At 41.5% G+C, this 12,596-nt stretch carries 12 protein-coding genes and 3 tRNA genes; 8 read left to right on the forward strand and 7 right to left on the reverse strand.

The genetic code is table 11. The features are described 5' to 3' along the window. Window positions 1-147 precede the first annotated feature (147 nt). From R0123_RS03145 to R0123_RS03160, 4 genes are all read right to left on the reverse strand, one after another. Window positions 148-507 carry a SirB2 family protein gene (locus R0123_RS03145; protein WP_323843080.1) on the reverse strand — a complete coding sequence of 120 codons (360 nt, stop codon included), beginning with the start codon at window positions 505-507 and terminating at the stop codon, window positions 148-150. Window positions 508-556: 49 nt separating this feature from the next. After that, on the reverse strand, window positions 557-1,033 hold the full coding sequence (gene greA / locus R0123_RS03150) for a transcription elongation factor GreA (protein WP_323841831.1): 477 nt from the start codon (window positions 1,031-1,033) through the stop codon (window positions 557-559). Between the two features lie 418 nt (window positions 1,034-1,451). Further along, window positions 1,452-2,171, reverse strand: a complete 720-nt coding sequence (locus R0123_RS03155) for an LrgB family protein (RefSeq protein ID WP_323841830.1) — start codon at window positions 2,169-2,171, stop codon at window positions 1,452-1,454. Window position 2,172: 1 nt separating this feature from the next. Continuing rightward, the gene (locus tag R0123_RS03160; protein WP_323843081.1) at window positions 2,173-2,547 is read right to left on the reverse strand and encodes a CidA/LrgA family protein; all 375 of its coding nucleotides are present in this window, start codon (window positions 2,545-2,547) and stop codon (window positions 2,173-2,175) included. A gap of 265 nt (window positions 2,548-2,812) precedes the next feature. Here R0123_RS03160 and dut point away from each other — a divergent pair, with 265 nt between their 5' ends. Together dut and argB are read left to right on the forward strand one after the other, a co-directional pair. After that, window positions 2,813-3,277, forward strand: a complete 465-nt coding sequence (gene dut, locus R0123_RS03165; protein ID WP_323843082.1) for a dUTP diphosphatase — start codon at window positions 2,813-2,815, stop codon at window positions 3,275-3,277. Window positions 3,278-3,338: 61 nt separating this feature from the next. Then, window positions 3,339-4,232, forward strand: coding sequence for an acetylglutamate kinase (argB, locus tag R0123_RS03170; protein ID WP_323843083.1), 894 nt, complete (start codon window positions 3,339-3,341; stop codon window positions 4,230-4,232). Between the two features lie 131 nt (window positions 4,233-4,363). On the opposite strand, the gene R0123_RS03175 is transcribed toward argB, so the two are convergent. Continuing rightward, complete coding sequence (locus tag R0123_RS03175) at window positions 4,364-4,732, reverse strand: ArsC/Spx/MgsR family protein (protein WP_323843084.1); 369 nt, start codon at window positions 4,730-4,732, stop codon at window positions 4,364-4,366. Between the two features lie 114 nt (window positions 4,733-4,846). Here R0123_RS03175 and leuS point away from each other — a divergent pair, with 114 nt between their 5' ends. The 6 genes from leuS to R0123_RS03205 all read left to right on the forward strand — a co-directional run bounded on the left by leuS (window position 4,847) and on the right by R0123_RS03205 (window position 9,513). Further along, on the forward strand, window positions 4,847-7,444 hold the full coding sequence (leuS, locus tag R0123_RS03180) for a leucine--tRNA ligase (RefSeq protein WP_323843085.1): 2,598 nt from the start codon (window positions 4,847-4,849) through the stop codon (window positions 7,442-7,444). Between the two features lie 16 nt (window positions 7,445-7,460). After that, the gene (locus R0123_RS03185) at window positions 7,461-7,943 is read left to right on the forward strand and encodes a hypothetical protein (protein ID WP_323841824.1); all 483 of its coding nucleotides are present in this window, start codon (window positions 7,461-7,463) and stop codon (window positions 7,941-7,943) included. Window positions 7,944-7,970: 27 nt separating this feature from the next. Further along, window positions 7,971-8,996 (forward strand): DNA polymerase III subunit delta, encoded by a 1,026-nt coding sequence (gene holA / locus R0123_RS03190; RefSeq protein ID WP_323841823.1) that lies wholly within the window; start codon window positions 7,971-7,973, stop codon window positions 8,994-8,996. A 167-nt stretch (window positions 8,997-9,163) separates the two neighbouring features. After that, window positions 9,164-9,239 (forward strand) — tRNA-Lys (locus R0123_RS03195). A gap of 86 nt (window positions 9,240-9,325) precedes the next feature. Continuing rightward, window positions 9,326-9,401: transfer RNA gene (locus R0123_RS03200), tRNA-Lys, on the forward strand. Between the two features lie 36 nt (window positions 9,402-9,437). Beyond that, window positions 9,438-9,513 (forward strand) — tRNA-Asn (locus tag R0123_RS03205). Between the two features lie 245 nt (window positions 9,514-9,758). Here the strand turns inward: R0123_RS03205 and recJ are convergent. Then, window positions 9,759-11,525 carry a single-stranded-DNA-specific exonuclease RecJ gene (gene recJ / locus R0123_RS03210; protein WP_323841822.1) on the reverse strand — a complete coding sequence of 589 codons (1,767 nt, stop codon included), beginning with the start codon at window positions 11,523-11,525 and terminating at the stop codon, window positions 9,759-9,761. A gap of 75 nt (window positions 11,526-11,600) precedes the next feature. Then, window positions 11,601-12,536, reverse strand: a complete 936-nt coding sequence (gene ispH / locus R0123_RS03215; protein ID WP_323843086.1) for a 4-hydroxy-3-methylbut-2-enyl diphosphate reductase — start codon at window positions 12,534-12,536, stop codon at window positions 11,601-11,603. Between the last annotated feature and the right edge of the window lie 60 nt (window positions 12,537-12,596).

Raw genomic sequence — 12,596 nt, forward strand, 5'->3', positions numbered from 1 at the left:
GCCAAAAACAGATTGGATCATTGTACCATGATGCACCGCAACCACAAAAAAGATGAATCAAAACAATCGATGATTATTGATAATAATAACTTTTAAATCAACGCTTAATTAAATACCATCATCTACTTTGTTAAGATCTAGATTTCTTTATCCAAGCACTGGTTTGGTCAATGCCAATATAATCACACCCACATAAGCGATTGCTGCAATAAGCATACCCGCCTTAGATTGACCAATTGTGCTGGCTGGACGCAATGCTTTGACATTGGCAGATATCGCAACAATCAGCAACACTAATTTAGCAATTACCCAATGCTGTAGGCCTGCCACTTGGGTAAGCTGCCAAAATAACATCAAGCCACTGCTCACAAGTAACAGATAAACCAAATGATTAATGCCTTTAAAAGTACGAGATAAGATTAACTGCTTGCCACTGACAACAAACACCGCCTGATAAGCAAATATTAACAGCGTAAAAAACGCCATCAGCAAATGTAGATGTTTCATTTTTAACTCTTTTTTTATATTTTGAGCTTGCTTTAAGTCTTTTAAAGTATTAAGTATAAAGCACTTCTAAAATTTCAAACTCAACAAGACCGCTGGGTGTTTGAATTTTGGCTTCATCACCCTCAGATTTACCAATCAAGCCACGAGCAATCGGTGAATTGACCGAAATTTTACCTGTTTTAAAGTCGGCTTCATCATCACCAACAATCTTGTAACGACATTGCTTACCATCATCTATATTCTCAAGTACAGCGGTAACACCAAACACCACACGACCGTCTTGGTTTAGCTTGGCAGGATCAATGACCTGTGCACCAGCTAATTTGGCTTCAATATCACGAATGCGTGCTTCACACAGCCCCTGCTGTTCACGAGCGGCATGATATTCAGCGTTTTCTTTTAAATCACCATGCTCGCGTGCTTCGGCGATGGCGTTGGTGATGCGTGGGCGATCAATGGTTTTGAGCTGTTTTAGCTCTGCTTCTAAAGCGGCATGACCTTCTGGTGTCATCGGATAGCGTTGCATAAGTATTCCTTTTTTATTGACAATTTTTACAGTTCAAAAATTAACTTTTATTCCAATCCAAAGCCCTATGTTACATCAAATAACATAAGTACAAACAAGTACAAAAAATCCTGCCAAACAACCATTTGGCAAGACGGATATGGATAAGATTGTCGTTATTGTAGCAATTTTCTGCTAAAAATACAAGGTACAAATGTCTGTCATGCATTCATCATCTCATTGATGGTAAGCGTTGAACACTTAATCCAGTAACTTAATGCCAGTAATAGTAGTGCTTAGTTTAACTACTCTTTTTTTACCCTCACCCTAACCCACAATCAACCTTTGAGCTTTTTAGTCTTTCAAAGACAGACTTTAAGGCAGGTTTTAAAATTTTATGGCAATTTGACTAAAAACAGCTTAAAATAAAAAAACAGCCTTAAAGCAGCAGTGGAACAATGATCGGGGCTAAAAATGCTGTCAAAATACCATTTAAAATCAAACCCACTGTTGCATATGCCACATGACGAGTTCCCATTTGCATGGCTCTGGCTGTACCTAGTGCGTGCGATGCTGTACCCAGCGATAGCCCTTGTGAAATCTCACGACGAATGCGTGCTTTATGCATGACATACACTCCCATGATTTGCCCTGCCACGCCTGCCATCAGTACCGTCGCTGCACTAATACCAATCACGCCACCTAGCACATCTGTAACCTCGATTGCTATCGGCATGGTAACAGACTTAGCAGCAATCGCTATTGTTGCCTCCATGCTACCGCCCATGGCCTGCACCAGCCACACACCAGAAACCACGCCAACTACAGAGCCGATGATTTGTGATGCAACAATAGGCAACCATTGCACACGGATTTTTTGCCACTGTACATATAGCGGAATCGCCATACACACCACCACAGGTTGCAACCAAAAACTTAAATAAGCACTGGCTTTCTCAAAATCCCCCCAAGCAATGTCAAAAACACTCAAAAAACCAATCACCAGCACTGTTGTAAAAAGTGTAGGGTTGATGAGTGGTTGTTTTAATTTTTGACGCAACCAAACTGTCAATTCAAATGCACCAATCATGACAAATAATAGCAAAAACGGACTGCTTTTAATCTCAGCCAATTGCATTGGTATCGACAAATCGCTCATATTATTCGCCTTTTGTGCTTGCTGATGATTGTAACTTTTGTAGTTTTCTAAACCACTCATGGCTTTTGGCAGTAACAACCAAAACCAAAAATGTACTCATTACCGTTGATAAAATCAATACCCACAAATCACCAGCAATCACATCAAGATATTGCATGATAGAAATACACGCAGGAATGACCAACAGCACCAGATGGTCAAGCAGAATTTTGGCAAGTTTTTCCATCGTTTGTAATTTAACAATGCCAAATTGCAATGATAAAAATAAAATCAACAGCCCAATCACACTTGCTGGCAAAGGCAAATCTAACGCCATAATAATTACCTGCCCCAAAAATAAGCAAGCAAATACCACCAATATCGCCCTTAATAACATGAATAATCCCAGCAATAAAAATCAAATTAATTTAGGCATTTATTGTAACGCAAAGACAGGATTTTACCAAACAAAATGCTTGTGATCACGAACAACTTTATTAAACTTTTTACCTTTTGTTATAAGAAGTTATAAAAACCACAAGAAAATATGACCAGCAAAATATCAAAATACAGAATTTGTCTTTTTTTAACTCATAAAAATCGGTTATAATCCATCACAAAGATACATTTTATCAAACCTATCATTTATAAAAGGCGAGTCTATGAACAGCGTACAAATCAAAATTCTTAATCCAAAAATTGGTACAGACCCAAATTTTCCTCTACCCACACGAGCCACAGACGGCTCGGCAGGCATAGATCTTAGAGCGTGTATAGATAAACCAATCACCATCAAAGCTGGTGAAACCCAGCTTATTGGTACAGGGATTGCCATCTACATCGCCAATCCTAATTTTGCAGGGCTGATTTTACCCCGTTCTGGACTTGGGCATAAGCATGGCATTGTATTGGGCAATCTGGTTGGCTTGATTGATGCAGACTATCAAGGCGAACTGATGGTGTCGGTGTGGAATCGCAGTAAGACTGATTTTACTTTAAACCCTGCTGAACGCATGGCTCAATATGTGGTCGTGCCCGTGATGCGTCCTGACTTTGACATCGTCGCAGAATTTAGCGACAAAAGCGAGCGTGGAGCAGGTGGATTTGGTAGCTCTGGGGTAAAATAATAGGGCAAATCATTTTTTAAAAAATGATACAAAAAAATAGTTCAAATTTAAAGGAATAATCATGCAAAATAAATCTTTAACATTAGATGAAGCCAAGCATATCTCAGAGGTCATCACAACCGCCCTGCCCTACATTCAAAAATACAAAGATAAACTCATTGTTGTTAAGTATGGTGGTAACGCCATGACCGACCCTGTGCTTGAAAGTTCATTTGCTCGTGATATCGTCCTACTCAAAACAGTTGGCATTCACCCTGTGGTGGTGCATGGTGGTGGTCCGCAGGTAGATGACCTACTTGGCAAGCTCAATCAAGAATCCGACCGCATAGATGGCATGCGAGTAACCGACAAGGCCACAATGGAAGTGGTGGAAATGGTGCTTGGTGGTAGTGTTAATAAATCGATTGTTAATCTCATCAATAAGCATGGCGGTAAAGCAATCGGCCTGACAGGTAAAGATGCCAATCTCATCACCGCTGCCAAGCTTGTTATGAATGATAAAAATGGTAACCCTATTGATTTGGGTTTTGTGGGTGAGGTGGCAAACATCAATACCGATGTTATCAATATGCTCATTCACAGCGATTTTATTCCTGTGATCGCTCCTTTAGGCGTGGACGAAGCAGGCGAAACTTATAATATCAATGCTGATTTGGTGGCCAGTCGTGTGGCAGAATTTTTGAATGCTGAGCGCTTGTTGCTACTGACCAACATCAAAGGCGTGTTGGACAAGCAAGGCAATGTCCTAACCACCCTATCACCTATTGATGTAGATAACCTCATCAGTGATGGTACAATTAGTGGTGGCATGATACCAAAAATCGCAGGGGCATTAGATGCGGTCAAAGCAGGGCTTAGAAGTGCCACCATTGTAGACGGTCGAGTGCCACACGCGTGCTTACTAGAAATTTTTACCGATGAAGGGGTGGGTACGCAGATTTTAAGACAAAGCTGACAATCTGATCACCTTTCAAAGCAAAGTACGGTGCTGGGCATACTCTACACCTTGCTTTGCTTTAAATGACGGATTCACCTAAGCTAATAATAAGCCAGTTAACCTAAAAAAAGAAATTAGCTCTGTTGGGCTTAATTTAGCCCTAAATTAAGCCCTAATTGCTTTGCCCACTCACATTCATCAAACCCAATCAGTGCCACATTCTCACCCATAACAATTGGGCGTTTTAACACACTTTGAGCATCTTTGATGACCTCATACATCGCACAAACATCACCACCGTTTAACACCATCTTTGATTCACCGTCCAATTTACGATAAGTCATGCCTTGACGATTGATTACTTTTTCACCAAAAGTTGCCATAAATTTTACAAAATCAGCTTGGTCTAATACCGCCTTTTTGTAATCAAAAAATTCAAACGCCACGCCTTTATCATTCAAAAAATCAAAAGCTTTTTTCATGGTGTTGCAGTTTTTGATGCCATAAATCATTAACATAAAATTTCTCCAAATTCTTAAAACTGATTTTAAAAATATTGGCAAATTATAGCAAAAATCAGCTATAATAACCTGTTAAATTTTCCTATTTTTATTTTAGATTTTGAGATTACCATGTTGCAAGATTATAATTTTAGTGCCATCGAACAAGCCCAACAAGCCAAATGGGAAGCTGACAAACGCTACCATACCGACAATAACGATAATGGCAAACCCACTCGCTATATGCTGTCAATGTTTCCTTATCCAAGTGGTAAGCTCCATATGGGTCATGTGCGTAACTATGCCATCACTGATGTACTAAGCCGTTATTATCGACAAAAAGGCTATGATGTCATGCAACCTATGGGTTGGGACGCTTTTGGTTTGCCTGCCGAAAATGCCGCCATCGCCAACAATGTCGCCCCTGCTCAATGGACTCTTGCCAATATTGATAACATGCGAGAGCAATTAAAATCGCTGGGCTTATCAATTGATTGGTCTCGTGAGTTTGCTACTTGCACGCCAGAATACTACAAATGGGAACAATGGCTATTTTTGCAACTGTACAAAAAAGGTCTGGTTTACAAAAAGCTTGCAACCGTGAATTGGGACCCTGTGGATAATACCGTATTGGCTAATGAACAAGTCGTAGATGGTCGTGGTTGGCGTTCTGGGGCGGTCGTTGAAAAACGAGACATTCCCATGTACTACTTTAAAATTACAGACTATGCAGATGAACTGCTTGAAGATTTAAAAACCTTAGAAGGCAAATGGCCAAAGCAGGTTTTATCCATGCAACACAACTGGATTGGTAAAAGTCATGGCATGGAGCTTGATTTTGCTTATGAAATTGATGGAAAAGCGGACAAACTGACCGTTTTTACCACCCGCCCTGATACCTTGATGGGGGTAACTTATTTGGCGATTGCCGCCGAACACCCATTAGCTCAATATGCCGCACGCAACAACCCCTCCATTGCCCAATTTTGCACCGAATGCAAACAAGGCTCGGTTGCTGAAGCTGACCTTGCCAAAGCTGAAAAAACTGGCATGGACACAGGCATTAGTGCCATTCACCCAATCACAGGACAAAGCGTGCCTGTATGGGTGGCCAACTATGTACTGATGAGCTATGGCTCTGGTGCTGTAATGGCAGTGCCTGCACATGATGAGCGTGATTTTGAATTTGCCAATAAATACAACCTACCAATCCGCCCAGTCATTCATATACAAAATCAAACCTACGATGACAAAGTATGGCAAGAATGGTATGCTGACAAAGAAAATGGTGTATGTATCAATTCTGGCGAACTTGACGGTCTAAACAAGGCTGATGCCACAGCTAAAATTGCTGAGCTGTTGGGCGATAATGGCAAAATCACCACCCAATATCGCTTGCGTGATTGGGGTGTCAGCCGTCAGCGTTATTGGGGCTGTCCAATTCCGATGGTTAATTGCTCTTATTGTGGCAATGTGCCTGTTGATGAAGCAGATTTGCCTGTGGTATTACCAACTGATGTTGTGCCTGATGGTCGTGGCAACCCACTAAAAAATATGCCAGAGTTTCTAAACTGCACCTGTCCAAAATGTGGCCAGCCTGCCGAACGAGAAACCGATACTTTTGATACCTTTGTTGAATCTAGCTGGTATGCACAGCGTTTTACCACACCACACGATGACACGCAAATGGTCGGCCGTGCTGGTGCAAATAAATGGCTGGCAGTTGATCAGTATGTTGGCGGTGTTGAACACGCCGTACTACACTTATTGTATGCTCGATTTTTTCATAAAGTCATGCGTGATGAAGGCTTGGTTGGTGGCAATGAGCCATTCACCAATTTGTTGGCTCAGGGCATGGTCTTGGCTGGCACATTCTACCGTGCCAATAATGACGGCTCAAAAACCTACTATTTCCCACACGAAGTCAGCGTAGAAAATAGCACAGCAACTTTAATTGCAGATGGCAAGCCTGTCGTGATTGGTAAAATTGAGAAGATGAGTAAATCCAAAAACAATGGCGTTGACCCTCAAACCATCATTAATGAGTATGGGGCAGATACCGTGCGTCTTTACACACTGTTCACCGCACCTGCCGATCAGACACTTGAGTGGTCAGACTCTGCCCTAAAAGGCCCACACAATTTTGTCAAAAAAGTATGGCGTATCGTTGGCGAGCACCTCATTGCCATTCAAGGCGTGGATACCAAAAGTCTTACCATCAATCAAGATAAGCTTAATAAAACCAGCAAAGACTTACGCCGCAAGACACACGAGACGATTGCCAAGATTGATGTTAGCCTAGGGGAGCATTTGGCACTAAACACGCCAGTGTCATCGCTGATGGAATTGACCAATGAAATTGCCAGCTTTGAAGTAAAAGACGCTCAGGATTTGGCGGTAAAACACGAGGCCATCAAAGCCCTACTTTGTATGTTTGCCCTATACGCACCGCACGCAGGTGAATATTTACTTGAACAACTTGGTATGGACAGCCGCAATATCATTTTCCCAAGTCTTGATCAAGAAGCATTAACCAACGACACCGTCATCATGGTTGTGCAAGTAAACGGTAAGGTGCGTGGACAGATGGAAGTGGCAACAGGCCTAGATAACGATGGCTTAATTACTCTTGCCAAACAGGCTGACGGTGTGGACAAATTCCTAACTGGTGAGATTAAAAAAGCCATCGTCGTGCCAAATAAGCTGGTCAATTTCGTTGTTACAGCTTAATCTTAGGAATGCTTTGATGAAAAAAGCACTAACACTGGCAGTCATCATGGTAACAATGACAAACCTTGGCGGTTGTGGCTTTACCCTGCGTAACACAGCCACAACCCAGCCAAACCCTGCCTATACCACCACAACAATAGTTCTACAAGACCATCAGAATTATCTTGCCTTAAAACAACCATTAATCAAGCATTTGCAATCTTTGCATATCACTCATCAAGCAAATGCCGACAACAGTATTAAGATTGACAATCTGCAATTTCGTCGCTATAAATTGGTCGGCACACTGACCGAAGTACGCGTTGTCTTATCGGCAGATGTCAGTCATACACTGGGCAGGCAGACTTTTCATATGCCTGTGCAAGTTGAACAAAGCTACCAATACAATGAGGCAAGCATCATAACACTTGATCAACAAGGTGAAAAAATTAAAACTTGGCTATACGACCATCTTGCCCAACGCATCGCTGAGCAATACCATGCTAAGGCCAAGACATAAAACTCAAACCAAGGGTTAAATCACATCATGCAACAACGCTTTTTGCCATTGTTCAATCAGCTACTTAACACACAAAATGGGCCACCAATCACAGGGTTTTGGTTGGTGCATTCTGATGAGCCACTGATTGCACAATGGCTGATTGATGCTTGTCGTCCAATTTGGACAGCAAATGAACAAACCATCAAACGCATAGATTTGACCAGCCACAGTTCATGGTCAGAGGTCATCATTGAACTTGATAGTCTAAGCTTGTTTGGTGATAGCAGCGTCATCATCGTAACTGGCAATCACAAACCCAAAAATGACAAAACCAGCAAATCCGACATACTCTCTGCCCTTGAACGCATTGGCAAAGACACACCACATCACCTACTGTGGTGCCTACCCAAACAAGATAAAAAATCACTTTCTACCAAAGCGATTGGTATTTTTGATAAGTACGGACTCATTATTGATGGCAATATTTATGACGAATCAATGCGTCGTGAGTTGTTGCAAATCCAAGCCAATCAGTTAGCAATCACATTAAGCACAGACGCTTGGCAATTACTCCTTGCCCACACCGAAAACAACCTACTGACCGCACATCAAAACCTATGGCGATTATCCCTACTTTATCCAAACACCCCCATCAATGATGAACAGCTACTCACCTGTTTGGTTGATGGTGCAGAATTTAGTGTATTTGATTTATCTGACAGCATTTTGATGGGCAACACCCAAAAAGCCTTACAAATTCTAACTCATTTAAAAAATACCGACACTGCCCCAAGTATTATTTTATGGACTTTAAATAAAGATGCACGGCTGATTACACAGATCCACGCAGGAAAAACCCCACAAGAGCTTGGTATTTGGCGTAACAAAACATCACTGTACATGAATGCCGTTCATCGCACCCCAAGTATCATCAGCCAAGGGTGGAGCATGGCCATATTTGAGATTGACAAAAGCATTAAAGGCGTCAAAGACAGTAATGTATGGCATTTGCTACAACAACTTATCTTGTCTATGTGTAATGCCAGAGCTTTGCGTCTTGACCAGTACTAATACATCACCATCAACCAACCACTCATCTTAAATAAAATGATGCAATGCAACGACCATAGAAATAACGAGATTGTATTTTTTAGCCAATAAGTTTTTTGTCATAAAAATCAAAAAAATGCTTGCAAACTTAAAAATATCCTGTATAATACGCACCACATTAGCGATAAGGGTCGTTAGCTCAGTTGGTAGAGCAGTTGACTTTTAATCAATTGGTCGCAGGTTCGAATCCTGCACGACCCACCACTTATCCTAATAATTAAAGTATGATTTTTTTAAAAAATACTTGCAAAGTTGAAATTATCTAGTATAATACGCAACACAAACAAATTGGGTCGTTAGCTCAGTTGGTAGAGCAGTTGACTTTTAATCAATTGGTCGCAGGTTCGAATCCTGCACGACCCACCATTCTTTAAATGAACCGATAATTTAAAGAATTACCATTCCCCAATAGCTCAGTCGGTAGAGCATCGGACTGTTAATCCGTGTGTCCCTGGTTCGAGCCCAGGTTGGGGAGCCATATTTTAAAAAGCCCTTTTAAAAAAAGGGCTTTTTTTATTTTATAATAAATTTAAGCTTAGGCTTAAAAAAATATCAAACTTGTTCTTAAATGAAAGCCAATAGCCCACAAAAAAGACCAATCTAAAATCAAGATTATAAGCACATTTTAGATCATATGAACAGTCATATGAACAAATATCACGATCAAGCAAAACCATTGACAATGACTGCCGTGATGTACTTATTTTTATCAATCTACATGATTTACATAGGTAAAACCATCGGCGCTACTTGATTAACTGCCAAATCTTTGATGACCAGTTGCAAACTTTGACTACCCTGCCACTCGTTAATCTCCAAAGCATACAGAATATGTATACAACTGGCACGATAATCCCACTTTTTCTCATCATAATTAAACCAAATCGCATCAATCGGATACTGAACCTTTGGCGAGCGTAAAGTCAGTTTTAAATGCTTATCTTTCATCACACGAAAGTTCAACACTTCAAACACCCCATCAAAGCTCGGTGGTGCAAAGCCATTACCCCAGACGCTGATGTTTTTGAGCTCATAAGCAAAGCTTAGGCTAAAATCCTCTGCAGATAATTCACCGTCTGTAAAATACTCTTCATTAAACACCATTTCATCAAAATCTTCCATCACTTTTAAAAAAGCTGTTTTAAACTCATCAAAATGACGCTTATGAATGGTCAAACCCGCCGCCATCGCATGGCCACCAAAATGAGTAATCAAATGCGGATGAGCAATCGCCACCGCCTCAATGGCATCACGGATATGCACACCTGAAATAGAGCGAGCCGAACCTTTAATAAAATCATCGTCATCGGTTTTATCTCCATCAGCAGGAGCAAAGACAATGGTAGGGCGATACAGACGCTCTTTGATACGCCCTGCTACGATGCCAATAACTCCCTGATGCCAATTGTCTTGATGTAGAATGATTGAGCGTGGTAGACCACTCTGATTATCGGGATTTAGATGAAGCTCTTGAATGATCTGATTCGCCTCATCTCGCATTTGTGTCTCAATTGCTCTACGAGAATGGTTGAGTTTATTAAGTTCAAGAGCAAGCGTATGTGCCGTACTCCAATCATCTGCAAGCAAGCATTCTACACCTGTACGCATATTATCCATGCGTCCTGCAGCATTAATGCGTGGAGCAATCGCAAATCCTAAATCATTACTACTGATTTTCTCATGATCACGTCCAGACTGTTCAAGGATGGCAAGCACGCCATGACAAGCTCGTCCATGACGAATGGCATTAACCCCATGCGTTACCAAAATACGATTATTCTGATCAAGCACACCCACATCAGCGACTGTACCAAGTGCAACTAAATCAAGATATTTGGCAACACTTGTGCTAAGTTTTCCAGCCTGTTTACGAATGCGGGCCACACGCCCCATCACATAAAAAGCCACCCCCACACCAACTAAGGACTTACTGCCAAAATTACAACCTTGCTGATTGGGATTGACAACCGCCGCCGCTTCAGGTGATGGTTTTGTGGTCAAATGGTGGTCGGTAATGATGACCTCAATGCCCAACTCCTTAGCACACGCCACGCCTTCATGACTAGAAATACCATTATCCACCGTGATAATAACCTCTGGATTAAATTCTTTTGCACCAAAAGCAACAATTTCAGGGGTCAGACCATAGCCAAACTTAAAACGGTCAGGCACAAGAAAATTAACATCAGCACCCATTTCTTTTAGACAACGCACCATCAAAGCAGTTGATGTCGCCCCATCGCAGTCAAAATCGCCAATAATTAAAATACGCTTATCATCAATCGCTTCATCAATCAGCCTTGCTGCCTCTTCTAGTCCCGCCAAGTCCCCCGCTGGCAATAAACTGCCCACCTGAGTGTCCAACATAGAGACATCACACACACCACGCGCCAAAAACACTCGGGCAAGTGTGTGTGAGCCAAATTGTTGCACCAAACTCTCATCAATCTTGCCTGTAAATCGTGGCGATAAATTAAGCTTCGTCATCATATTAATTTATTTCTGTTTGTTGTAAGTTTTTTTTTAAATGGTTTTATCAATCATTATGTCTGATAAATCTTGTTTTTATACACGCAAAGATTTTGGCAGGCTAAAAGTAACATTTTCTTCAATACCACTGATTTCTTGTGGCTCATCTGCTCCCCATGCTTGCAAAGTATCTAGCACCTCTTGTATCAGAATCTCTGGTGCAGACGCACCTGCGGTTACACCCACGCAATGCACATCATCAAACCAAGCTTTATCCATTTGGCTGGCATTATCAATCAAATATGCCCTTGCCCCAAGCCTTTGGGCAAGCTCTCTTAAGCGATTGGAATTAGAGGAGTTGGGACTACCCACAACCAACACAACATCACAATTTTTTGCCAAAGACTTCACCGCATCTTGGCGATTTTGGGTGGCGTAACAAATATCATCTTTACGCGGAGCGTTGATTTTAGGAAATTTATCTTTTAAAGCATCAATCACTACAGCCGTATCATCAATTGACAGCGTCGTTTGAGTTACAAAGGCAAGTTGTGTATCTTCATCAAATTCTAAGTTTGCCACATCAGCCGAATCCTCAACCAAGTGGATACGACCACCCAAACTTGTATCAAACCGACCCATCGTTCCTTCCACCTCTGGGTGCCCAGCGTGCCCAATCAAAATGGCATTCATGCCTTCTTTGGCAAATTTCCCCACTTCAATATGAACTTTGGTAACAAGTGGACAAGTGGCGTCAAACACCGTCAAATCACGACTGGCTGCCTCGTTCTCTACCGCCTTAGATACGCCATGTGCTGAGAAAATCACAATCGACCCATCAGGCACTTCGTGAAGTTCCTCTACAAACACCGCCCCACGACTGGCAAGATCTTCTACCACAAATCTATTATGCACCACCTCGTGTCGCACATAAATCGGTGGGTCAAATCGGTTGAGTGCTTCATTCACAATAGCAATGGCTCTATCCACACCAGCACAAAAACCCCGTGGATTGGCTAACAAAATTTTCATCAATCATCTCTTTTATGCTTTTTTTAAATGACTACTTTATCATATTTTTATCATATTTAC

Source organism: Moraxella sp. Pampa, from assembly GCF_035181385.1.
GTDB lineage: Bacteria > Pseudomonadota > Gammaproteobacteria > Pseudomonadales > Moraxellaceae > Moraxella.

Coding starts and splice junctions, on each gene's coding strand:
- R0123_RS03145 (WP_323843080.1), bottom strand. CDS start 507: ATGAAACATCTACATTTGCTGATGGCGTTTTTTACGCTGTTAATATTT.
- greA (WP_323841831.1), bottom strand. CDS start 1,033: ATGCAACGCTATCCGATGACACCAGAAGGTCATGCCGCTTTAGAAGCA.
- R0123_RS03155 (WP_323841830.1), bottom strand. CDS start 2,171: ATGAGCGATTTGTCGATACCAATGCAATTGGCTGAGATTAAAAGCAGT.
- R0123_RS03160 (WP_323843081.1), bottom strand. CDS start 2,547: ATGTTATTAAGGGCGATATTGGTGGTATTTGCTTGCTTATTTTTGGGG.
- dut (WP_323843082.1), top strand. CDS start 2,813: ATGAACAGCGTACAAATCAAAATTCTTAATCCAAAAATTGGTACAGAC.
- argB (WP_323843083.1), top strand. CDS start 3,339: ATGCAAAATAAATCTTTAACATTAGATGAAGCCAAGCATATCTCAGAG.
- R0123_RS03175 (WP_323843084.1), bottom strand. CDS start 4,732: ATGTTAATGATTTATGGCATCAAAAACTGCAACACCATGAAAAAAGCT.
- leuS (WP_323843085.1), top strand. CDS start 4,847: ATGTTGCAAGATTATAATTTTAGTGCCATCGAACAAGCCCAACAAGCC.
- R0123_RS03185 (WP_323841824.1), top strand. CDS start 7,461: ATGAAAAAAGCACTAACACTGGCAGTCATCATGGTAACAATGACAAAC.
- holA (WP_323841823.1), top strand. CDS start 7,971: ATGCAACAACGCTTTTTGCCATTGTTCAATCAGCTACTTAACACACAA.
- recJ (WP_323841822.1), bottom strand. CDS start 11,525: ATGATGACGAAGCTTAATTTATCGCCACGATTTACAGGCAAGATTGAT.
- ispH (WP_323843086.1), bottom strand. CDS start 12,536: ATGAAAATTTTGTTAGCCAATCCACGGGGTTTTTGTGCTGGTGTGGAT.